Source organism: Pseudoalteromonas sp. EB27 (assembly GCF_001974875.1).
Lineage (GTDB): Bacteria > Pseudomonadota > Gammaproteobacteria > Enterobacterales > Alteromonadaceae > Pseudoalteromonas.
The window spans coordinates 129,043-153,494 of record NZ_MTQD01000009.1 but is presented as its reverse complement, the minus strand read 5'-3'; the positions used below and the strand labels follow the sequence as shown (position 1 = coordinate 153,494).

Sequence of the window (24,452 nt, the reverse complement as noted above, 5' to 3'; positions counted from 1 at the left end):
GCGCCCCAAGGATCACACTATCTCCTCAATTTAAATTAATGATATGAACGTAACTAGCGTAAATAGGCCATCCATGGCCAAGCTACGCTTTTAACAGCATCCATGCTGTTAATTACTCATCATTCATTTAATTTCGGGTGTGATCACGGGGAGGTTTTCTTAGCAGCAGTCTTTAATTTCCAATTATTAGCTGTTATTTTGGTCGGTCGCTCAATTTATCCTATATAAAACTTTATAGGATAAATAAGGCCTGGTATGATTCATCGTCTTATTATTTTGTAGTTGTTTAGTTGGTTATGGAAAACGGTGAAATTCTTGTTATAGATTTATTCGCAGGCCCGGGTGGTCTTGGCGAAGGGATTTCAGCAGCCCAAACTTCCGATGGAAAATCACCTTTTCAAATAGGTATTTCTGTTGAGAAAGATTTCCATGCCCATAAAACTCTTACTACTCGTGCCTTCTTTCGCTCACTTAAAAAAAGATCACAGCCATTAAATAATTATTATAATTATCTGCACGGAAAAATTACAAGAGATGAGTTGTTTGCACTTCACCCCGATATTGCAACAGAAGCCAATCAAGAAACTCTCAATGGTGCTAAAGAGCTTGGCAAAGATAATAAGCTTATTCATAAGCGTATTAAAGATCTTGTAAAAGAGCATAAAGGGCCAAAATTACTAATTGGTGGGCCTCCATGCCAAGCTTATTCACTTGCAGGACGTTCTCGAAATGCTGGTAATAAAAGTTACGTTGCAGAAGAAGATACTCGCCATTTTTTATATAAAGAATACTTAGAAGTAATCTGTCTAGCGAAGCCTGATATTTTTGTGATGGAAAATGTAAGAGGAATACTTACGGCAAAAGTAAATGGCCAAGTAATGTTTCCACAAATACTGGAAGACTTGCGTAGTCCTGGTTCAGTAACAAAGCATAAAAAAATTCCAAAATATAAAATATACTCATTAGTAGTTGATGCGGAGAATCCAGAAGACCCACAATACAAAGATACAGCTGATTTTTTAATTCGTTGTGAGCAATACGGTATACCTCAAGCTAGGCATCGTGTAATTTTACTTGGTGTACGTGAGGATATTAAAGCCCCCCCAGAAATACTAAAACTATGCGAACACCAAATTACCGTAGAACAAGCTATTAGTGACTTACCAAATTTACGCAGCGGCTTTTCAAAACAAAAAGATAACGTAAAAGATTGGGAAACAGCTGTTACTAAAAATGCAGCTAAGTTAAAGCGAATTCTGAAAAAACAATTTGACCCGGAATCAGCAAATAGCCTAAACCTCGAACCAAAAATCGGGTTGTCTAGAACAGAAAATGCATTAAGCGGCAAAACCCCCATCATGCCAGAGCCACTAAAAACTTGGTATATAGACCCTAACTTAAACGTGGTGCTAAATCATGAAACCAGAGGACATATGGTTGATGACTTACTACGTTACTCATTCTGTGCTGCATACGCACAAATTCAAGGTTTATCACCTAAGTCTCGTCATTTCCCAGAAGAACTAGCCCCGGCCCACGCTAATTGGGATACTGGTACGCATTCAGATCGATTTAGGGTTCAAGTTGCTAATAAATACGCTACGACAGTCACGAGTCATATATCAAAAGATGGGCATTACTTTGTACATTATGATCCACAGCAATGCAGAAGTTTAAGCGTACGTGAAGCCGCACGCTTGCAAACATTTCCTGATAATTATATTTTCGAAGGTACGAGAACGAATCAATATGTGCAGGTAGGGAACGCTGTGCCGCCTTATTTGGCACAGCAGATAGGTAAGATTATTATGGAGTTAATCCTTCCATAAGTTCTAATAAAACTTTACTTTCTTCTAAAGTAAAATCATAGTCTGGAGAACCTTGCCTTGAGTACAAACCAGAAAAACGACTTAATAAGTCTTTGTAGAAATAACTAGATACTCCGCCTAATACTCTAAAAGTTTTGGAATACTGCTCTAAACTAAGCGAACTTATATTTTGAAAATCAACAACACTGTCATACTCAACAGCACCGAATTTTGGTAAATAATGATATCGAGCTATTTTATTCCTAACAATATTTGTAATTTTACTATTTATTCGACTTTGTTGTGATTTGCTTAGCTCTTTAGAATCGGAGGGTAGCAACTGAGTTACTTCGCGTAATGTTTTAACCGGCTCGATTTTAGCTAACTGTAAAAATTCAGCCTTGCTATTAGCTAAATCACAAGCGGGCGTCAATAAAATATAAAACTCTTTAGATTTAATCTCTTGGACTAAGGCGCCTCCTTGCAATACTTTATCATTAACAGGATAAATATATGTTTCCGCTGTGTTACTAATACTTCCAAAATCAAGATCAATATGTTCGTACATATGAGCTAAGGTAAATCGCAATAATTGCACCTGACTTATTTCAGGATTACAATTTTTTTGAAAATGCTCAATAGCTTGTGGGATATTAGTCCAAAAAACTTCATTCATCGCCTTTTCAAAAAGACCTCTCCCTCCAAGGATTTGGGTTAAACCTGTATTGTATATTTCAACTAAAAAGTTTAAAACATCGTCATATCCACGATCTCGCAAATATAAGCCAAGTAATGGATTTACTTCCTGGTCTAAGTTACTTGGCGTACCTGTAAAAACAACAATAGGTATTCTAAAATTTTCCTGTATATTTCTTATTACTTGATTACCACCTGTCACTTTTGACTCAAGTTTCAAATCGACTATGGCTCCATCAAATGAGCTATTTAACATTGAGTCCGCTTCTTCGACATTTCTAGCTATTTCGTACTGAATACTCTTATGATTTTGATGATTATACCTTTTTAAAGTTGATTTAAAATCATCTATACAACTAGCTTCATCTTCAACTAACAATATTTTCATTTTATTCTTCCATTGACTGTAATCTGAAGTAAACACCGGTATCAGACTCAAATGCTTTGAGATCTAATTTATTTCTATGTGCAGCTTCTCCTGCTATAGGTAAACCAATACCAATACCATTTACCTTAGTTGAAAATTGAGGCTCAAAAATAGATTCAGTTTCAATAAGCTCCTTTGATATTCCTGGCCCATTATCTTTATAGTCAAGAAATTCAAATAAACTGTCATTCCCTTTAACCGTTATATTTATTTCTTTTTTTTCTATACCTTTTTCAATTAACCAAAAAATACTATTATCTAATAAGTTTGTAATAATTACATATATGTCGTTAATCCAACCAACCAACTCAATATTTTCTTCGCAATTAATACTTATTAAAATATTATTCTCTTTGATTTGACTTGAAAAAACACTTATTGAGTGATGAATTGAGTCTTTTATTTTAAAACTCGTTTTTTTGCCTCGTTGTGTTGTTGCCAAGGGATCTAAGCGACTAAATAGTTCTGAAAGCACATTAGTATTTATGTTGAATTTATTAGATATATTCAAAATTTCATTTTTATTTTCTGTTGATGGTGATGAAACATATTCACCAACCCAATAATCCAAATTTTTAGACTGGTTATTAAAGAACCCAAGTGGCTTCCTAACTTCATGCATTACAACATCCACTATTTTACCTAAAGTCGCTTGTCCTTGATATATAGCAACTTTCTTTTTAATATCTTGGATTAACTTGGCACTATCAGCTTCTTTTTCATCTAGAATTTTAAATATCTCGTCTGTAGATTCTTCCGACATACCCTCTTTGATTAATGTCTTTTTAATTTGCTTCTTTACATCAATAAATGAAAAAAGCTTTTCAAAATCTTGCTCTATTTTTACAGCTCCCTTTGTCAATCCTGATTTTCTTCTATAAGCAAAACGTCTTACCTCTAACTCACTTAATACGTTTTTTACTATAGCAATAAGATTCTGGTAAGCTTTGTTATCCTTTATGCCATCTCTAGCACTAGTTTCTTTTAGATTTGAAAGCTCTTCGCTTTGTATTTTTACAAATCCAATAACTTGATTACTACCAATATGCAGAGAAGGGTTTTGGACTCGGTCACTATTTAACTTTAGCCAATCAAAGTCAGGGTTGCCTAATGGTCGTATCCTGAAACCATTTCGGTATACACCAATACCATTGGATTGATTTAATAAGCTTTTTGCTTGGCTTTTATTCAGATAGTTACCGCTTTCGTCTTTTAAACCTTTTTTAATTAGATTATCGATTGATTGGCTTTCACGATCATAAACTCTGATATCAATCTCGATATCACCGCACTTTGTTTTATTTCCAAAGTTGAATGTTATTTGATCATCCTCTACCGCTTGTTCTTTGTTATTAACAAATGTTACAAAACCCTTTCCTTGGTTATTTATTCTTCCCGATATTTTATAATCGTAATAATCCAATAAAGGAAATGGCTCAATTTTCTCATCACCTTTGAATAACCCTCCCTGTCTACTGTCTTGAATATCTAAATAGAGCTTAAAGTCATCAAATTTACTATTTTCATGTATTGGAGATATTAGTTTCTTTAATTCAAATTTTAAATTGTTGAATTCAGATTCATCCCAAAAGTCATAAAACTCTTTATCTCCGAATATATATATTTCAGTTCCAGGTTTATCACTAACTTTCGAGGTCTCAATTGGTAACTCCACCTCATCCATAAATTCAGCATTATCAAAGTCACTCCAGTTAATATTGACAAGAGTCTGATAACCAGTTTGATCAACAGTCTGCATTTTTAATGTATTACCTAAAATAGCTGCAGCATAGCGGCCTAAACCTTTTCGCCCCTGCATCACTCTTCCTTTAGGGCTTTTTTTTCTTTTTAATTTATCGTCAGTTGAAGGTATTAACCACTTTTTTAAAACTGTTTCTCGGCTCATACCATGGCCAAAATCTTTTATGATGATTTTTATATTTTTGTTAATATGGTCAAGCTCAAATTTCATTTTCACTGATTCTGAATCAGCATCATAAGCATTTTTAACTAACTCCATAACAGCTGAATAATTATCTTTAATCAACTCTCTACCCATAGCTAGAATATGTCTACCAGCTGGTCTTAATTTAAATAAATTATTATTTTCCAAATTTTTTCTCCAAAATATCTATATATTCTTTGCTATCAATTCAGCTTTCAACAAGCCGCCTTTTGTTAGCAATTTAGGTGCGAAACTTGGGTTACGCTTTGACTTATAAGCATCAAGTATTAACTTAAGCCCATGCGCTTCAAGTAGTGAAATATTCACTTCAGTATCCATTTCGGCAGACTCTATGAAATCATCTGAAAAGCTAGGGGCAATTATTAATACCTGTGCTACGCGTTTACCTTGATTTTCAGCGCGGGTTACATAGGCTTTTACTTGGCGAGACGTTGTTGAGTATTTTGCAAAGTCACCATTTTTACAGGTTTTTGCTTCACCAATAATTATGTCGTTATCACTGAGTGAAATTACAATATCTGCTTTATCTTTTGTGGTGTTTAAGTCTTTACGGAGATCTTCGTCGATATTGAGCTCTAATAGTTCAAAAATGGCTTTTGTAACTTCTTCGAACTTAACGCCAATATCAGCCTCAGTTACATCTGCTCCAGCCTCTCTTAATGCGTTAATATCACGACGCGCTAGAGCGTCGTAATTTTCAATCAGTTTATCTGTCGCGTTTGCGAAACTTTCTAAAATAGCAAAACGTGCATTTCCACGCTTAGAAAGCCCCATGCTATCGCGAACTTCTCTTACTTCATCATTTGATAGTAAATATAAAATATCATGTGGCGTAATGCTTAACGCACGCAATTTTTCGGTATCAATAACTTCGTTCGCTTCAAGTTCAAACGCTTCTTTTAGCACTGCTTGCATAGTTGGAAAGTGTTCTTCTAGTGTTTTTAAAAGCTGTTTAAAGCCGCTTGCGCTTAGCGAATCAAACTCTTTTTCTGTGGCGCCTGATAATGATGAAAGTATTAGACCAATGCGCTCATCTAAAGTAGTCCCTAGTTTTTCTGTATCAATTTCTAAATCTTGTATCAGCTGCTTTAATCTGTCTTTACGTTGATTTTGGTTATCTTCAACGTTATGAATATCGTCTGATAATAATTTAGCTGCGCTAATTCCTGAATGTATAATTGTCTGAATTTTATCAGTTCTGCTTACGCCTCTAATTTTACGACCATGGGCTTTTAGCGCGTTGGAAAGTTCGGCATCGGTTAGCGTTCTAAGTATTCTTAGCACGTATTTATCAGCTAAATCTTTTCCTTGGATCTCATTCAATAGCGTAACTATTTCATCAGGAATGAATACTTCTTGTCGCTTTTTGCTGATAAATAATAACCCCATATCTCTGAGGCTATTTAAGGCATCTAGCACTCCATTTTTAGGAATAACATCAACTAAATGCTCTACAGCAGCGCATTCATCAGTAGTTAAATTAAGTTCATTAGCCAGAACGTTGAGAACACTGCGCTCATCATCTGTAACTTTAGCTTCTCGATTATTTTTTTCATCATTAAAGTATGCTTCTTTCATACAAGCATGGTAAATTTGTAAGGCTCGGTTTCGCTCTAAAACACTTTCGGCTGCGCCTTGCTGGATACACTCTTTGAGCTCTTTTGATAGCTTAGATAACTCAACCCATTCTTTTTCATAAAGTGACTCTATCCAACTAATTCTTGCTACACCATTCCCGTCTCGACTTAAAATATTCACCAATAAGTTAAGCTGAGCGCTACTCATTAATATTTGTTCTTGGACAGAGATTTTGAAGAAGTCACGAACAGTATTGAACAGTTGAGTAATTTCACTACCTGAGGCATTTTTAATTTGACCGTCGATATTATCGATTGTTTTAGCCAGTTTTTTATTGTTTTTAGCGGCATCAGAACAAAGACGATCGAGGCATGAAATGAATTTTGATTTTTCTACTTGGTTAACAACTGATAAAACTTGGTTGAGTTTCATTTTATAGAGTCCTTTCTAATTATGTTTCAAATAAGGTAACAGTAAATTACTACTAGGGCAACAATCGTTCAGCTAGTGTTAATCTTAATACCCAGCAAGAATAGAAAACCTTCTATTCATAAACACCAATCTACCAACACACTCCAATTCCCCGTGATCATACCTGAAACGATCGTAACGATGAGTGATTAACAGAATGGAGCTGTACAAAGCGTAGATAGGCCATGGATGGCCTATCTACGCTGGTTACGTTCACATCATTAAAGTAAGTTGAAGACACAGTGTGATCCTCCGGTGCACCGTGGGATTCCAAAAGATTTAGCGCCAGCTCATACAAATTGCGATACAAGAGCACACGCTGACCATTTTAGAGTTCAAGTCGCAGATAAATATGCTACGACAGTAACAAGTCATATCTCAAAAGATGGGCATTACTTTGTTCATTATGAACCACAGCAGTGCAGAAGTTTAAGTGTCCGTGAAGCAGCACGCTTACAAACATTCCCTGATAACTACATTTTTGAAAGGACGAGAACTAACCAGTATGTACAAGTAGGGAATGCTGTACCGCCCTATTTAGCATTCCAAATAGGGCAATTAATAAGTAATTTTTTACTTTACATAAAACTATAGCTGTTAATCAAAATGAAAACCTTCTTCGTAGGCTTTCCTTTCAGCATCTAATAAAGATAAACATTGTTTCTCGCTAGGTATTTTCACCGGAATGGCAGCCGCAATATCTAGTATGCTTTTTTCTTTATGACTTAGGACAAATGAAGCTTTATTCCAAGCTTGCATTTTCTTCCAGTATTTATCAGTCTTATCGAAAACATATCTCTGAGCCTCAATACCATTATCAATACTTTGCACGTTAGCAGCTTCTTTTTCACGCTCTTTAGCTGTGCTTGGGTCAATCAGTAAGTTTTCTACATCAGTACTAAGTTGAATATGAGTCTGTATTAAGTTTTCCCAACAGTCTTCTTTTTTACACCACTCACCAATATTGGTTACGTGCAGAGGTGTATCTTTTATCACTTCATTGACTTTTTCTGCAATATCCAAAAGGCTACTGAGTATTTCGTTAGGTAGCGACTGACTTTTCCAAATTGATATAAAGTCTAGTAACTTCCCTTTACAATCAAGCATGTGTTGAAACTTTGATATTGTATAAGTAACAAGGTTTGCTTTATACCCACCGTACCAAGACTGCTTCATAATTTTTTTATCTAGTTCTTTGAACATAATCGCTTTTGCAATAGATTCTTTAAAGAATAATTCATTAAATTGTTTTTCGTCATTGTTCCATCGTTCAGTCATAACATCAGCAAACCTACCAAAGTTTTTTTGAGCACCTAAACTGACCACATGTGGCAACTTTTCCCAAGAATTACAATATTTCGCGAGATCTGTTTTAGTTATCATTTGGGATTTTGGATTTATTTTTTCAAATTTTTTCTGTTCCGCTGGGGTTAACTTAGTTTTGGCAGTCATATACTGACCTCGGGCCCTTTCATAGAACCAGTGAGTTTCTTGAAGTCCACCTTCGGACGATGGTGCCCAGATTCGCCTCGATAACTCTTCAAATCTCCAATGGAAAGGACTATTAGAGAAAAAGTCAGCAGCGTTTACCTTATTTTGCGTATTCGCATACTCTGATATTTTAGGGACAATAGTTTCGACAAATTCAGGCGGAACAATAGTCAACTTAACTTGAATAAATACTTGGGACAAATCCGCTTTTTCTTTTTTTAGCGTATTGTATATCGATGCAGTCGTTTGACCTCCATTAACAATTTGCAAGTTTTTCAATTTTGATATCATGGTGTTGCCATGCTCTTCTAGCGTCGTTATTTCTTCTGCTGTAGCTGTCAAACCATTATTAAATGCAAAAAACATATTAGGCTGATTAATGATTGTATTTCTCATCCCTTTATTTACTTTGCCTTTAAATTGAAGAAATGTTCTAACATTTTGCTCTAAAAGTCGTTCGGTATATTTGTCATAAAGTTGAGATAGAAGTTCTCCTGGTAACACCAATAAATATGACTGATACTCATCTGTTTTTGAAAATGCTTTTAAGCACGGTAGGTAGTCTCCAAACTCCGCTTTAAAATCAATTTCAATTGCTTCTTTACCGCTACTTGAAGAGTCAATTCTATAAATTCTCTCAATGTCCCAAATATCGAAAATAATTTTAATACCATTGCAGTTATCCATAGGTCCGATAGATTTAATTGATTTACTAATTTCACCATTTGTAATTATAAGAATTCTGACACTTGTAATTCCTGACGATTTGAGACATATATCTCGTACAAGGGGATAAGCTAGATCTGTCTCTTCCATCGTTTGGTAGAAATTGCTATCTAGGCTTTTTTCGAAAAAACGTACAGCTCTCTTGGATATTTGCATAGCTAACGAAGTTGTTAATGTTTCAAGACTATCTTTATAGTGAGACACGATGAGAGTAAGTACACCATTTTCCTCATTTTGATGCCATGCATCTAGCTTTAGGCCTAGTGAATCCTTTTTATAACTACAGAGATGGTAATTTTCTATTACAGCTTGATCTACTAAATAGTCGCAAACCTTTTCTACAAAAACAGGTTCATTAAACTTACTTCCTACTTCAGCTTCGCTATAAATTTCCTGCATAAAGTTTGTGTAAAATAATTCTAAACTCATATTGTTGAAATCCAAGGTTCATCTATTAAAAACGGTTCGCAATTTATTAACTCTAAGTCATACGTAACGTTACAAACCCCATTTGGAATATTGGATAAAGAAATCCTGGGAAAATCTCCTGAAACTTTATAAAACCTCTTAGAAGCAACTATATAGCTATATGAGAGATACTCTTCACTAAATATATACCCAATATTTAGCAAAGAATCTTGGAGCTTTTCAAGTTGCTGAGAATGTCCACCTTCTTCAAGGGCATTTTGGATATTTAGAATTAACGTTGGTAACGAGAGTGAGTCTGTTGCTTCAGGCTCAGTTCGACCTAAAGTAACTACAAATAGGTAAAGTTCATCAAGTTGTCCACATAGTTGATCAGCGGAAGAAATTTTTATTTTCGGTGCAGATGTACCTATTTGGCATTTTACCTCTAAAGCTGCATTCTGAATATTGAAGTCTTGAGGACTACCTTCCGGTCCAGTCCAAAAGTCTATTGCTTGGGCCATACCATATTTTTTTGCCAAATGGTGTTCTAAGTATACTAATTCACCTATAAGTCCTTTGATGACTCTCTCTGATAGAAGTTTTTCTTTATCTTTTTTTAAAAACTCTCTCCAGCGTTCAATTCTCCTAAATATTACGGGTACTACAGCTGATTGCTTTAATATCCTCGTAGCTGAAATAATATCGTTGCATAAAGAAAAAAATAACTCCCAGTCGCTAGGATTTTTGAGACTCAAAACTAATTGTTTAGTCTCAGCTATAGAGGCAACCTCTACTCCTAATAGAGAAGGATATTTAAATGGCAATTTAAATTCATCAGTTAATTTACAAACAAATAAATATTTCCCCAAACGGTCTTTAGCCCAGTAAATATCTAAAGGGTGCTTATGGTCAATTCTTCTTGCTGATAAATCTGCTTTAGGTGTTTTAATACTCTCCCAAGGATTAATCATTTTCTAATTCATCCTCTTCTTCGAGTAAACTAGAAAACTCTTGCTTCCACCATGTAGTATTAACGATGTATTCGACAAGGTTTTCCGGTTTTCCTTTACCTGCTTCCCCCGGAAAGCTAATGCTCCATGCTAGAGCTGTATGCTCTAACGCTGGCTCTTTGGTTTCACCTAGCTCACAATCTAACAGGTAAACGGTCAGTAATGGACGCTCTCTAAGTTGCCTTAATAACTTCCCAGATAGGGATTTTATATTATCTAGTGTTTCAATATGCGCATCTATTATGGCTTTATTCACTCCGGCTTTTTCCCATTTCGGATCACTAAATCGCCTTTTGCTAGATGTAATAGCACTTTTAGTTTGCTTATATAGGCTTACGGTTCGCATTAAAGGATGCATGACAATATTCTGTCTAGAGTGAGCCTTATGCTCATCATGAGGCTTAGAATTACTGATCAATTGAACATCCCAATTGCAATTAATCTTTCCGATGTAATCTAAAAGAGGCTTAGGTTCTGTCATTATAGAAGCTGGATGATTTGTATAGGCATCTATAAACCTCTTAACAGGCTCATCGTTAATATCTTGAAATAAATAATTGGTACTTGAGGTATTAATCAGGCTGTTAGTCTGCAACAAATCTTTTATTAAGTAATCTAAAGCTGTTTTGTTGTTGTCTTGTAAGCTATTAGCAGTACCTAAAACAGTAGTTTCAACATGTCGTCCATGTAGACTAATTTGTCTTAACACACTTGTACCTGTGCGCATCTTATTTCTTGCAGTTACAATAAGTGACTCAGGGTGGCTGCGTACACATAAACCAAACTCCTCAGGCGTGAGCTTGGCATTTTCCATTCTTTTAAATTCATCTCTTAGTTCTTCGGTTACATCAGAGATATGTTCATACCAAGAGATTGCCTCACAAGGCATATATAACCTACAAAGCTCAGCAAAACCGTCTCTATAGCCAAACCAGCGGCCCATTTGCATTAAAGTATCATACATCTGCGTATTGCGAATAAAATAGCTAACTGTCAAACCTTCTAAAGTTAAGCCCCTCGATAGGCTTAAACCACCAACAGCTATAATGCTCCTTCCTTTAGGGTAATTTTCTTTACTGTAATCTAAAGGCTCTGAACTTTTTGAGGCATTGACCTCGATTGTTTTAATTGGCGATACTGCTTTTTTTAAAGTTAATTGAACTGTTTTCCAATCAAATTCAACTCCTGAAAACTCTTTGTCAAAAGTTTCTTTCAAGTTTCTAATAGATTCATTTTTAATTGCTTGCAATTCATCTAATCCATAATGATTAATTATGTTTCTTCTAAGTTCATCAACATAGTCATGTACTAATAATTTGATATGACTTTGTACATCAGTAAATCTACTAACGTTTATCAACATAGAATTATGTTTACATTCTTGCTCTCTTAATATGCGAATAGCTCTAATTAAGGTAAATACCCTAATTGCTTCCTCTAGTGACGCAGGAATAGCTTCTGGTAAATAATCCTTTTTATGGGAGGTTGGAAGTAAATCTTCAAAATCTAGCAGTTCTCGAACTATGTCTAAATCAGAATCTGAGCTAAATATTCTCTTCGAGCCAACATAATTTGACGGAGCGTCTAAGCTAATAATAAAATCTCTTGGGAAAAGTTCATCACCTATCATTTCATCATTATTATTGGGATCGATAAAAATGTTTGCAAAGGGTGTAGCTGTATACCCTAAATACATATTTTGTCGAAATAGCTTAAGCAACTCGCGGATTTTGCTATTAATTGCTGTAGAATCAGTGTCTTCTTTGTTTGTATTAATTGAAGCGTGATCAGCTTCATCATCAATTAAAAGAAACGGAAACTGATCTAAATTAAGGTTATTGTTTTTTAGCCAGTTTATGAGGTTTTGTAGTATAGCTTTATTCTTTTTAATGACTAGGACAACAGGCTGATTAAAATTATCAAGGGTTGAGCCTATTTGTTTAGCAATACTATTTTTAAAGTCATGAACAGTAGTTGTAAATGAAATTGGAACTTTGTCATGTGAATATTTGCCGACACCAACAAGTCTATCTCTCAATGGAATATCATGTAATTGCTTAGAGCTATCTACTCCTCTAAAGCCTTCATCAATCCTTTCTTGTGTCTGACTTCTAAGCGCACTCAATATGCCAGCAAGTACAATAATAACTTTATAACCAGCATCTGCCGCTTTATTTAAAACACCAGTATAGTTCGCTGTCTTACCTGATTGCACATGACCAACAACTAATCCCTTTCTTGACCAATCACCTTCTTTTTTAGGGTTTTCTAAATGGTCCAATATTTTGTCTGTAACTACATCTAACTGTGTGACTACTTTCGGTGGAAAATTTGTATGCGATAAGTGTCTTTTATATCTATTCCAGAAGTACCAATCAATGTCACCACGGCTTTCTTCTAACCACGGAATATAGTCTTTTGCTTCAAAATATGACCCTAAAGTCATGCTTATATCAAATCGCTCTTCCAGCTTTGTAACTATTACATTAATATCGTTTTCATTAGTGACAGATAAACTATGCGCCATCATTTTTACTGTCTCAAAAATCATTTCTGAGTCAATCTGATCTAGTTCATTCTCTCCAACTTTAGCGACTAAAAATTTTTCACTTAAATCTTCTATTTGGTTTAGTTTAACGATGTCGGTCATAATTAGATTTCCATTCCGTCTATTATTTCAATGCTTAAATCAACATGTGAAGCCATTGGTTCTATCTGAATAATCTTTTCGATAACTTCTTCTTTGGATAATTCTTCATTTTTGTAAATAAGCAAAAATACTTGAATAATATTTTTCAATTCCTCTGCTGGCACGCTTGGTTTAACAACATTTTCAGGTGAATTTGCAAAGTCATTAAAATATAAGTCTGAAGGAAAAGAAGACTCTACAGACGTTAAAATATTGATAAACTCTTTTTGTAAGTCATCTCCCAGCTTATTTTTGAGAGATTCAATTAAAGGGTGGCTTTTGCTTATTTCATAACTCACCTTCCCAGAAGCTACACTCCTATTCCAAAATGGTTCTAAAATTTTTGACTTAAGTTGATGACCTTTTTGCTTAAATACCCGTTTTCCTGAATATTCAACCTCTGAGATGATTTGCTTTAATCCTTTTCTTACTACTTCAGGGGGGCTTGCATTCGATTTTTTAACATCAATTTTCCAAATATGATCTAGTGAATTCGGTATATCTACTCTTACTCGTATTAACTTAGTTAACTCTTCTTTAGGCATTAATCTAAACCAAGTACTTTTGATAATTAATCTTTTGTTTCTATATACATAAAAACCTTGGTTATGAAGGTACCCCCCTTCTCCAGAATATTTTTCATACTCCTGAGGAGAAACTTTCGTATAATGAGGAAGTACGAATGGTTGGACTATAATTTCTTTGGAGTCTACATAAATAGACTGTGATGGAAGCTCTAATGTAGCATTATGAGAAACATTAAACGGATCAATACCTTCAAGATTGCCACCATTTAAAAAAATTCGTACAGATTTTTTTCCTGTCCCAGCATTGAGAAAACGATGATATGTTAATTCAAGATGTTTTCTTGAATGATCGATTATTAAATTTAGTTTTTTTTCCCTGATAGCAAGAGAATCAAATGAATCTAATCTATCTAGCTGCCTCCATAATACAATTGTGCCGGAAGGTTTTTGATCAAGGGTTAAGAGTAGCTCCCTTAACTCCAAAACTTGATGTAAATCATTTGAGTCTAAAATTTTTACTTTCCAACCTGTATCAGGGTTTTCCGTTATTTGGTCGAGATCCCATTCCATAGCTGATACGATATTTTCTTTTTTGGATACTACTGTAAGTTTTCTGCACTGGGAAAAAGAAGCTGTTTTGAGGCCCAGTCCAAATCTACCTAAATCATTATCTTTTCTCGACTCTAGTGGGCTTAGGCTGCCAAGTTTCATTGCGAGTAGCAACTCTTGGTAATTCATTCCGTGTCCATTATCAGAAATTGCCAACCAAGGTTCTGCATCATTCCAAGAAAAGTCTATGTGGATGGCTGTTGCTTGTGCAGTGATACTATTATCAATTACATCAGCTAAAGCTGTTTCCATTGAGTAACCTATATCACGCAATGACTCCATCAATGAAGATGGTGATGGGTAAAGGTTCTCATAATGCATTTTAAATCCTTTTATAATTAAGTAGAGCAAATCTGTTTGAGCTTTGCTATTAAATACTTATGTTTGTAAAACTATAAACACCAATCTACCAACACACTCCAATTCCCCGTGATCACACCTGAAACTTACTTAATGATGAGTAATTTACAGCATGGATGCTGTACAAAGCGTAGCTTGGCCATGGATGGCCTATCTACGCTGGTTACGTTCACATCATTAACGTAAGTTGAAGATAAAGTGTGATCCTCGGGTGCGCCGTGGGATTCCAAAGGGCAGTCGGTGGCAGCCGCCCTTTGGTTGCCATCGCCAACGCGATAAAACCTCGAATAGAGGTTTTTAAAATCCTTTAAATCTTCACGATAAAACACCAATTTATGAGCGCGATATAAAATCGCACCTACACATTAATTACACCGAAGTTTAAAAGCTTCGCTTTTCGCGCGAGCAAGCTCTGCGCCTACAAGTTAAAGCGCGAGATAAACTAACGCCTACAGCACAAACTACAAATTATCGATTACACGTCATACCTTGGCTTTTCTTCCGCTACTAAATCCAGCCCTGTACTTGGTTGCTGATATTTAAAACTAGCCGCTTCTTCAAAATAACCTTTTTTTACCCATAACTTTGCGCTGTTAGTCTGCGCAACCTGATATGCCCAATTACTGACTGCAAGTGACTTATCGACGTCGCAATGAAAATAGGCGCTTAATTCCTTGCTAATAGTTTGGCTATTAATAACTAAGTTTTGATTATGCCAACGCTCACGGTGTTGCTGTGCCGCTAAAAAGTCGCGTTTGTTGTTATTGCATGCACTGTGCGCAGCTACAAAGTTGTGGCCTAGGTCGTTTGCGTAGCGGGAAAACGGTATAAAGTGATCAACCTCAACATCGTTTTTCATTGGCTTTTGGCAATAAAAGCAGGTATTTGATTGCAGCTCTACTAAAACAGGTTTTGCTTTAGTGAGTGCGTTACGGTCTACGCCAAACAAAAATTCTTGCAGCTGGCTTTGCGGGCCAATAAGTGCTTGGTTGTGTTTTATACTTTGAATTTTTTGCAGCCAAGCATTTTTAGCTAAATATACAACTAGGTCGTAAAAGCGCCTAAAGCAGCTAGCAATACCTGCATTTAAAGTAATAAATTGAGTGCTGTTTGTATGCGGGTATAAAAAGCATTCTTCTTGCTTAGCGAGAATTTGTAAGCGCCAAAGCGGCCCTGTTTTTAGTGTTGCCATAGCAGCGCTAAATGTGGGTTTGTAAAATGGGCTTTGCTTCAACTGGCGAAAGTTACGTATGTTGTTTTGTTGGCATTCAAACAATACGCTAATGACTTTTGATTGTGCGCCTGTATTTTGCTTAAGTAAGGCACTTTCGCCTGTATGCTCTGACGAAAACGGCATAGCATGATGCCAATACAAAGTAATTAGCTTATCAGCGAGTGCTGGCAGCTCTATGACTAATTCGCTTTGCTCTGATAATAGTGGCTGCTCTACACATACATCAGCAATAGCGTGTAAAAGCGCAAACTTATAAGTAGCGCTAAAATCACCTTCAACTAATAAGCGCTGAATATATGCAATAAAGTCGAGCTGTTGCTGCATTGCTCCAATCATAAAACGTGCACTACTTTAATAAGCGCATTTAGCCACACTTCGCTTTCGCGCTCTGGCCGCCTGTCAACGCTTTGCCATTGTTTAATGGCTTTTAGCTGCGTATGGCTAAGTAAATGCGTTAAAGCATTTTCGTTTAAATCTGTAAATTCACGACCATTATGCACACGCTCTGTATCGCCATATTTAAACGATACATACAAAACGCCATTCGGTTTAAGCGCAAGTTGTAGATTTAAAAACACCTGCGGTAACTCAGCCTTCGGAACGTGCAATAAACTAGCGCAGCACCAAATACCATCGTACTGATTTACACAATTTAGCTCTTGGAATGTTTTAACCGCTACAGGTTGTTGTAAGTAACTGCTTGCCAACTCTGCCAGCTCTGGGCTTGCATCAAACGCACTTACAGTAAAACCCTGTGCTTTAAAAAATGCGGCATCACGAGCGCTGCCACAACCGGCGTCCAAAATACTCCCATGCTGTGCAACGTGCGGTAAAAACTCAGCATAAAGCGCCGCCATATCAACGTTAAGTGTTGAATCGCTAAAAGCTTTGGCATTTTGGTTATAATAAGTAAGTGTGGTGTTTGACACGAGACTCACCGCTCCTTGGCTAATCGTTTAACAGCTAAGACACTGTTAATACTGCATTCATTATTTGTTTAATCTACAGGAACAAGCGCATTAAATATAGGCTTAATAAGTAGAAATTTTTAAATTAATACGCCGTTGTTATTAAGCACTGATGCTGAGTGACACACGCTGTATAAAATATAAAATACAACCACCCTTCTATAAACACCTACATACTAGGCATTCTCATAATTACGGATGGTTTTTACATCTTTAAACAATCCCGCGCCGCTAAAATACAAAAGCTGGTTTATACTGTTGTAATAATAAGCAAAAATAATAACTATGAGGCGCAATGAATAAATTAATTACCGTATTTTTATGTTTGCTGTTTACGGCTCCGTTTAATGTATTTGCTTGTGAGAGAACCTTTAGCGTGGCATCGCACGATGCTTTTTGGCCGCCTTATGTAATGGGTATTAATGGTAAGCTGCAAGGCTCGGAGGTTGATGCGCTCAACATTATATTTGCTGACTCCCCTTTTTGTTTTGAAGTTAAGTTACTGCCAAATTCTAAGCGGGCTTTTATTGAACTTAAATACGGCCGTATTGATTTAGGATGGGCTGCAAGTTATACCGATAAACGCGCTAAATATGTGCACTTTAGTGATACCTACCGAACTGAAGTTATGCGTTTGTACGAAAATACAAACAATCAGCATAACGTTAAAAACCTCGAAGATATTTTTAAACAAGGCCTTACCGTGGGCGCTAACTTTGGGAGCTACTACGGCGAAGAGTTTGAGCAATATAAAACTAAATATAAAAAACAAATTGAATACACTAGTGCAACTAGTAAGCGCTTTGAAATGCTTAATAAACAACGTATTGATTTTGCTATTGAAGACGAATTAGTAGGTGCTCACTTTGGTGAAAAAAGCACTAACATAAAATTAGTAACCAGTATTGAGTATGTAAACAAGGACGACATTTACTTAATGTTTAGCAAAAATACGGTGTCGGTTACTGAGCTTGCGGTAATTAATGAATATATAAACAAAAATAAAACAGCACTTAAAGTGTTGTTTGAACACTAATTTAAGGAGTGTAATGAAAACTTTATTTTTAGCGTTTACTACACTGTTATTTACTCAATTTAATGCCTTAGCATGTACAAAAACATTGGTGATGGGCACTAACGAAACCAATTGGCCGCCTTATCTTGTTAAACAAGGTGATACATTTTTAGGCGCAGAAGTGGATGCTGCAGACGCTATTTTTAAAGATTCAAAATTTTGTATTAAATGGACTTATTTTCCGAGTTTTTCACGTGTTCAAGCTGAGCTTAAAAATGGCCGAGTAGATATAACCTACGCGGCAAGTTATACAGAACAACGCGCTCAATATGCGCATTTTAGTCTGCCTTACCGCGACGAGGTTATGCGGCTTTATAAACATAAAGATTCGCCTGATGTAACAAGCTTAGCTGAGCTTTTTAGTAAAAAGTTTACAGCGGGTATTAACCGAGGGAGCTTTTTTGGTAACGAGCTTGAACAGTTAAAAACTAAGTATCCAACACAGGTGGTGCTTACTGCTCAAGCAAATAATCGATTTAGCATGTTAGATAAAAAACGAATTGACTATGTTATTGAAGACTCTGCTGTTGCGCAGTACTTTGTAAAAAAACACCCCTCAATTACGCAGGTAAAGTCTATTACACCGATTAACGTTAACAACGTACATTTTATGCTAAGTAAAGAGTCGCTAACTCTTGATGACGTAGCGACGGTTAATCAACTAATTATCAAAAATGCGACCGCTATAAAATTAATTTATCAGCCTGTGCATTAAAGCTTGGGGAGTAACTTGGCTATTTGGCTGCAACACTTATTTAATGTTATTGGCGGTAGTGGTTATTTATATTCCTGTTATAGGTAAACCTAACACCACTTATGCTAAAAATAGTGACTTAAAATTGAGAATTGCCGTTATTTTCGCTTGGTTATAAATTAGCTACCTTTTATCTTTCATTCGTTGTGGCTGATCTGTATAATTCGCCAGCTAATTTACCCTATTGTCTGGTTCTTGTTTGTGGCGTTTTGCTGCAGCGTACTCCTGTCAGTACTAATCTAGGATTACCCTTTTTGATCTCCACCGCAAATATTACGATGCAGTTTGGCGCAGAGCCGTTGTTTGAAAACATTTCAGCTAAATTTGGTAACGGTAACCGTTACGGTTTAATTGGCGCTAACGGCTGCGGCAAGTCGACTTTCATGAAAATTTTAAGCGGTGCGCTTGTTCCAAGTGCGGGTAATGTATCTATTACTCCAGGGTTAAAAGTAGGTAACCTAAGCCAAGACCAGTTTGCTTTTGAGCAATACAGCGTTGTAGACGCGGTAATTATGGGCGACGTGGAGCTTTGGAAAGTAAAGCAAGAGCGCGAACGTATTTACTCGTTACCAGAAATGAGCGAAGACGACGGCATGAAAGTAGCCGATCTTGAAAGCGTATTTGCTGAAATGGACGGTTACACGGCAGAAAGCCGCGCTGAAGAGATTTTGCTTGAAGCGGGTATCGATAAAGAATTTCATTACGGGTTAATGGCAAACGTTGCTCCAGGTTGGAAACTACGCGTGCTTTTAGCACAAGCGTTATTTGCAAATCCTGACATTTTACTACTTGATGAGCCTACCAATAACTTGGACATTCATACAATTACGTGGCTTGCTAACGAGCTTAACAAACGTAAATGTACGATGATTATTATTTCGCATGACCGTCACTTTTTAAACTCGGTATGTACGCATATGGCCGATATTGATTACGGCGAATTACGTATTTACCCTGGTAACTACGAGAAGTTTTTAGAAGCTGCGGGCTTACAACGCGAGCAACTTTTAGCTGAAAACGCTAAAAAGAGCGCTGAAATTGACGAGCTACAAGACTTTGTTAACCGTTTTGGTGCTAACGCTTCTAAAGCTAAACAAGCAAGTTCGCGCGCTAAAAAAATGGATAAAATTAAGCTTGATGAAGTTAAATCTTCAAGCCGTATGAGCCCATCACTTTCGTTTGACGAAGGTAAAAAAATGTATCGTCAAGCGCTTGAAGTTAATAAGCTTGGCCATGGTTTTGATGGCGAAACGTTATTTACTGGTGGCGACTTACTACTAGAAGCTGGCGCTAAGCTTGCTGTAATTGGCGAAAATGGTGTGGGTAAAACAACATTTTTACGCTGTTTAGTAGACGAGCTTAAAAGTAATGAAGGCGAAATTAAATGGTCTGAAAATGCGACCTTTGGTTACTGCCCGCAAGACAGCACAAAAGATTTTGATAACGATTTAACGTTGTTTGATTGGATGTCGCAATGGCGTACAGCTAAGCATAACGATTTAATGGTTCGTGGCATGTTAGGCCGTTTGTTGTTTACAGCAGACGATTCAAACAAAAAAGCGCGTAACTGTTCTGGTGGTGAAAAAAACCGCCTGTTATTCGGTAAGTTAATGATGCAAGACGTTAATGTTCTTGTTATGGACGAACCAACTAACCACATGGATATGGAAGCTATTGAAGCGCTTAACAATGCGCTTAAAGACTTTGAAGGTACGCTTATTTTTGTAAGCCATGACCGTGAGTTTGTATCGTCATTAGCTACGCGTATCATTGATATTAAAGATAAAAAAGTAATCGATTTCCAAGGTACGTTTGACGAATACCTAGCAAGTTGTGAAGAGAAAAAAGCGTAAACTTTTTTCTAATTGCTTATAAAAACGGTGCTAAATTTAGCGCCGTTTTTTTATGTGTAAAATTTGAGTTTAACTATAAAATTAATTAATAATGGCTTAAATAAATAATTCACTAAGAGGTTAAGAGACGCTACGCTTTTAGAGAAGCACTTAGGGAATAAAATAATAAATACAATGAGAAGCTTCGCTTCTTACGTGAGCAAGCTCAACGTCTACAAGGCATACTCTTAAACTTGGGTTAAAACACCTGTAGACGCGCTGCTTGCTGGCGTTTAAAAGCAACGCTTTTACAATAGGTGATTGAGCAATTAGAAGCTACGCTTCTCGCGTGAGCAAGCTCAACGCCTACCACAAAACTTGACACTGTGGTTTGATTTAACTTGTAGACGTGCAGCTTGCTGGCGTTTAAAAGCAACGCTTTTACAAAAATTATTAAACCACACATAAATTGACTCCTATATATACAAAGTAATTAGAAGCTACGCTTCTCGCGTGAGCAAGCTCTGCGCCTACCACAAAACTTGACACTGTGGTTTGATTTAACTTGTAGACGTGCAGCTTGCTGGCGTTTAAAAGCAACGCTTTTACAAAATTCAAACCACACATACAATTACTCCTATATATACAAAGTAATTAGAAGCTGCGCTTCTCGCGTGAGCAAGCTCTACGCCTTGTATCTCTCATTGATAAATGATTAGCTATCATTTATCACATCGAAGTCAGTGAGCTTGCCTTTACGCCTAGTATTTAATACTGCGCCGTAGATAAAGCCCTGACTTTCTATTCTCACAAACTGAATGGTATCCAAGCACGATTTTATTTAAGTAGATGCTGTATGTACAAGGGGAGTAAGTAGAGATGATGTTTATCGGCATTGATATTAGTAAAGAGAAAATTGATTTATCGTGGTTGAGAGACCAGCTTACAAACAAGATTAAAACAAAAGTCTTTAAAAACAAGCATCAAGACTTTTTAGCAATAGAAAAATGGCTTTTAAATACAACAAAAAGCGCTGCTAATGAGCTCGTTATCACTCTCGAACCAACGGGTGTTTATCATGAAGCACTGATGTATTTTTTACACGAGCAAGGCTTTAAAATTATTTTAGCGAATCCAGGTAAAGCTAAAAAGTATGCAGACGCTTTAAACATAATTCACAAAACAGACAAATCTGATGCAACGATGCTTGCTCATTATGGCTGTGCCAAGCACGCAGTCGTTAATTATTGGCAACCTGAAGCGTTAGCAATTAGAGAGCTTAAAGCCCTTATTCGTCGTTTAGATGCGCTTGAGAGTAACCGACAACGAGAAGCTAACCGATTAGAAGCAAGTGAATTCAGTAGCGTTTCAGCACGTGTTTGCCAATCGATAAAAGTGACTATCGCGTTTTTAGACGATGAAATTAAACAGCTTAAATCTGACATTGATAACCACATAGATAATGAACCTGATTTAAAAAGAAACAGAAAACTACTTGAGTCTATCCCTGGCATTGGACCCGTATTATCGAGAGAGCTGACGTATTTGTTTGCGGCTAAAAAATTTAATAAAGCCAAAGAAGCGGCAGCTTATTGCGGATTAATTCCACGGCATAATGAATCGGGTAAATTAAAAGGGCGAACGTCAATCAGTAAACTTGGGCCAGCCAGAATTCGATGCAAACTTTATATGGCGGCGATTGTTGCTGGGCAATGGAATAAAACAATAAAGAGACACAAGTTAACGTTAATAAATAATGGTAAAACACCGATGCAAGCTGTGTGTGCAAATATGCGAAAGCTAATTCATATATGTTTTGGTGTAATAAAAAACCAAGAAGCGTTTAAGCTTCAAGAAAGTTAAATACGACCTTGAAGCTTAAAATGAGAGATGGTATCTACCACAAAACTTGACACTGTGGTTTGATTTAACTTGTAGACGCGCTGCTTGCTGGCGTTTAAAAGCAACGCTTTTACAATAGGTGATTGAGCAATTAGAAGCTGCGCTTCTCGCGTGAGCAAGCTCTACGCCTACCACAAAACTTGACACTGTGGTTTGATTTAACTTGTAGACGTGCAGCTTGCTGGCGTTTAAAAGCAACGCTTTTACTATAGGTGGTTGAGTAATTAGAAGCTGCGCTTCTCGCGTGAGCAAGCTCTACGCCTACCACAAAACTTAACGCCGTGGTTTGATTTAACTTGTCGTATAACACATTTTATCTATATTTATAAAAACCAAAAAATTAAAATCTTTATGTATTCCTCTAAAAAGCTATTAACAGGACGTCACTCTTCAAAAAATAAATTTTACTCTGTAACAATATGCACAAAACAAAGAACTCCGTTATTTAAGAGCTTTGAAAATGCATGTATTGCCACAAGAGGTTTGGTTTATATGCAAAATAAGGTGAATACAATCTGCTATACCCTAATGCCAGATCATCTCCATTGGTTGTTTCAATTGAAAGATTTACCTCTTACTGACGTTGTAAGGCAATATAAAAGTATTACCACGGTGAACATTAATAAGTTTAATTGTTCTAATGGGCAAATTTGGCAGCAAAACTATTTTGAGCACCAGCTTAGAGCAGAAGATGATTTAATTAACCAAGCACGTTATATAATCGCTAACCCTTTACGCGCTGAGCTTGTGAATAAAGCTGAGGAGTATCCATTTTGGGATTGTGTTTATCTTTTTGATCATGAGTCTATGTAATTAGAAGCTTCACTTCCGACGTGAGCAAGCTCAACGTATACAGCATCGCAGAGCTAATTATTCACATTATTTTATTGGTAAATACTGCATACATCACTGCTTTAAATCTAGTCATATTCTCCTGTAAGTCTTTGTCACTTAATGCTAATGTTTATGGGGTGAGTTATTTAAAACTTTAATGGCTAAACCAAGAGGTAACTATGTCTAATTGGGTTGAAGCAACAGTAAAAAGCGTAACATGGTGGAGCGAAACGCTCTTTAGCTTAACCGTTAATGCAAATGTAGAACCGTTTAAAGCAGGGCAATTTACAAAGCTTTCTATAATGGATGGCGACAAACGCATTGCTCGGGCTTACTCATATGTGAATGCCCCTGAAAACCCCGACCTCGAGTTTTACCTTATTAACGTTATTGATGGTTTATTATCGCCCTGTTTAGCTAAATTACAGCCAGGCGAAACCGTACTTATAGAGCAACGCGCAACTGGCTTTTTTACCCTTGATGAAATACCACAAAGCGATCAGCTTTGGATGTTAGGTACTGGGACTGCCATAGGGCCTTTTTTATCAATATTACAACAGCCCGATGTGTGGAAAAAATACAAAAGCATAAACTTAGTGCATGGCGTACGTTTTAATAACGATTTGAGCTATCAGGCACTTATTAACGAGCTATTACGAGTGTACCCAGCACAACTTAACTATATTCCTGTTGTAAGTAGAGAAGAGCCATTGCAAGGCTTAAGTGGGCGAATTACTAGCGCTATTGAGAGCAACCGCTTGTTTGAACATGTAAAATTAAACCCAGAACCTAGTAACGCGCAATTTATGATTTGCGGAAACCCACAAATGGTAAAAGACACAACCGCGCTACTTATCGATAAAAACTTTACGCGTAACCGCCGCAAAGCACCCGGTAACATTACAGTAGAGCAGTACTGGTAAGCTACAGTGGTGGTATTAACTACCCGATAACGTTAAAATTTGCTATGTTGCACCCTTATACCAATTTCATCAAAAATATGATCATTCTATCGCATTAAATAACTCACTAACTGCGTTAAAAATTATTCATATAGAACAACTATATGTCATAATTTTCGCCTTGT

General features: G+C 36.5%; 16 protein-coding genes and 1 pseudogene. 8 read left to right on the top strand and 9 right to left on the bottom strand.

The window, feature by feature from the left end; genetic code table 11:
• The first annotated feature begins 296 nt into the window (after positions 1–296).
• Entirely contained in the window at positions 297–1,829 is a 1,533-nt protein-coding gene (locus tag BW142_RS11755; protein ID WP_076924953.1) for a DNA cytosine methyltransferase, read from the top strand.
• Here BW142_RS11755 and BW142_RS11750 read toward each other — a convergent pair.
• The 3 genes from BW142_RS11750 to BW142_RS11740 are packed head-to-tail and all read right to left on the bottom strand — an operon-like array spanning position 1,807 to position 6,907.
• The gene (locus BW142_RS11750; RefSeq protein WP_076924952.1) at positions 1,807–2,892 is read right to left on the bottom strand and encodes a response regulator; all 1,086 of its coding nucleotides are present in this window, start codon (positions 2,890–2,892) and stop codon (positions 1,807–1,809) included. The two genes, BW142_RS11755 and BW142_RS11750, sit on opposite strands and share 23 nt — an antisense overlap.
• Before the next feature lies 1 nt (position 2,893).
• Positions 2,894–5,044: an ATP-binding protein gene (locus BW142_RS11745; RefSeq protein ID WP_083707580.1), complete on the bottom strand. Its 2,151-nt coding sequence runs from the start codon at positions 5,042–5,044 to the stop codon at positions 2,894–2,896.
• 18 nt (positions 5,045–5,062) lie between these two features.
• The gene (locus BW142_RS11740; RefSeq protein WP_076924950.1) at positions 5,063–6,907 is read right to left on the bottom strand and encodes a hypothetical protein; all 1,845 of its coding nucleotides are present in this window, start codon (positions 6,905–6,907) and stop codon (positions 5,063–5,065) included.
• A 309-nt stretch (positions 6,908–7,216) separates the two neighbouring features.
• Between BW142_RS11740 and BW142_RS11735 the strand changes: the two are divergent.
• A pseudogene (locus BW142_RS11735) lies at positions 7,217–7,540 on the top strand (DNA cytosine methyltransferase); the annotation flags it as partial.
• A gap of 3 nt (positions 7,541–7,543) precedes the next feature.
• On the opposite strand, the gene BW142_RS11730 reads toward BW142_RS11735, so the two are convergent.
• From BW142_RS11730 to BW142_RS11705, 6 genes are all read right to left on the bottom strand, one after another.
• Positions 7,544–9,592: an AIPR family protein gene (locus tag BW142_RS11730; RefSeq protein WP_076924948.1), complete on the bottom strand. Its 2,049-nt coding sequence runs from the start codon at positions 9,590–9,592 to the stop codon at positions 7,544–7,546.
• Positions 9,589–10,542 carry a PD-(D/E)XK motif protein gene (locus tag BW142_RS11725; protein ID WP_076924947.1) on the bottom strand — a complete coding sequence of 318 codons (954 nt, stop codon included), beginning with the start codon at positions 10,540–10,542 and terminating at the stop codon, positions 9,589–9,591. Before BW142_RS11725 ends, BW142_RS11730 begins: the two co-directional genes overlap by 4 nt.
• Positions 10,535–13,231, bottom strand: a complete 2,697-nt coding sequence (locus BW142_RS11720; protein ID WP_076924946.1) for a Z1 domain-containing protein — start codon at positions 13,229–13,231, stop codon at positions 10,535–10,537. Before BW142_RS11720 ends, BW142_RS11725 begins: the two co-directional genes overlap by 8 nt.
• A gap of 2 nt (positions 13,232–13,233) precedes the next feature.
• Positions 13,234–14,727 carry an ATP-binding protein gene (locus tag BW142_RS11715; protein ID WP_076924945.1) on the bottom strand — a complete coding sequence of 498 codons (1,494 nt, stop codon included), beginning with the start codon at positions 14,725–14,727 and terminating at the stop codon, positions 13,234–13,236.
• Positions 14,728–15,241: 514 nt separating this feature from the next.
• The gene (locus BW142_RS11710; protein ID WP_076924944.1) at positions 15,242–16,336 is read right to left on the bottom strand and encodes an HNH endonuclease; all 1,095 of its coding nucleotides are present in this window, start codon (positions 16,334–16,336) and stop codon (positions 15,242–15,244) included.
• Positions 16,333–16,929: a class I SAM-dependent methyltransferase gene (locus tag BW142_RS11705; RefSeq protein ID WP_076924943.1), complete on the bottom strand. Its 597-nt coding sequence runs from the start codon at positions 16,927–16,929 to the stop codon at positions 16,333–16,335. The genes BW142_RS11710 and BW142_RS11705 overlap by 4 nt, the downstream gene beginning before the upstream one ends.
• A gap of 334 nt (positions 16,930–17,263) precedes the next feature.
• Here BW142_RS11705 and BW142_RS11700 point away from each other — a divergent pair, with 334 nt between their 5' ends.
• The 6 genes from BW142_RS11700 (at position 17,264) to BW142_RS11670 (ending at position 24,288) form a co-directional block, all read left to right on the top strand.
• The gene (locus BW142_RS11700) at positions 17,264–18,004 is read left to right on the top strand and encodes an ABC transporter substrate-binding protein (protein ID WP_076924942.1); all 741 of its coding nucleotides are present in this window, start codon (positions 17,264–17,266) and stop codon (positions 18,002–18,004) included.
• A 13-nt stretch (positions 18,005–18,017) separates the two neighbouring features.
• Positions 18,018–18,758, top strand: a complete 741-nt coding sequence (locus BW142_RS11695) for a transporter substrate-binding domain-containing protein (RefSeq protein WP_076924941.1) — start codon at positions 18,018–18,020, stop codon at positions 18,756–18,758.
• Between the two features lie 293 nt (positions 18,759–19,051).
• Entirely contained in the window at positions 19,052–20,650 is a 1,599-nt protein-coding gene (locus BW142_RS11690) for an ABC-F family ATPase (protein WP_076915768.1), read from the top strand.
• An 858-nt stretch (positions 20,651–21,508) separates the two neighbouring features.
• Positions 21,509–22,492: an IS110 family transposase gene (locus BW142_RS11680; RefSeq protein ID WP_076924939.1), complete on the top strand. Its 984-nt coding sequence runs from the start codon at positions 21,509–21,511 to the stop codon at positions 22,490–22,492.
• A 390-nt stretch (positions 22,493–22,882) separates the two neighbouring features.
• Positions 22,883–23,344, top strand: a complete 462-nt coding sequence (locus BW142_RS11675) for a transposase (protein WP_076924938.1) — start codon at positions 22,883–22,885, stop codon at positions 23,342–23,344.
• Positions 23,345–23,544: 200 nt separating this feature from the next.
• Positions 23,545–24,288, top strand: a complete 744-nt coding sequence (locus BW142_RS11670) for a ferredoxin--NADP reductase (protein ID WP_024599410.1) — start codon at positions 23,545–23,547, stop codon at positions 24,286–24,288.
• Positions 24,289–24,452 lie beyond the last annotated feature (164 nt).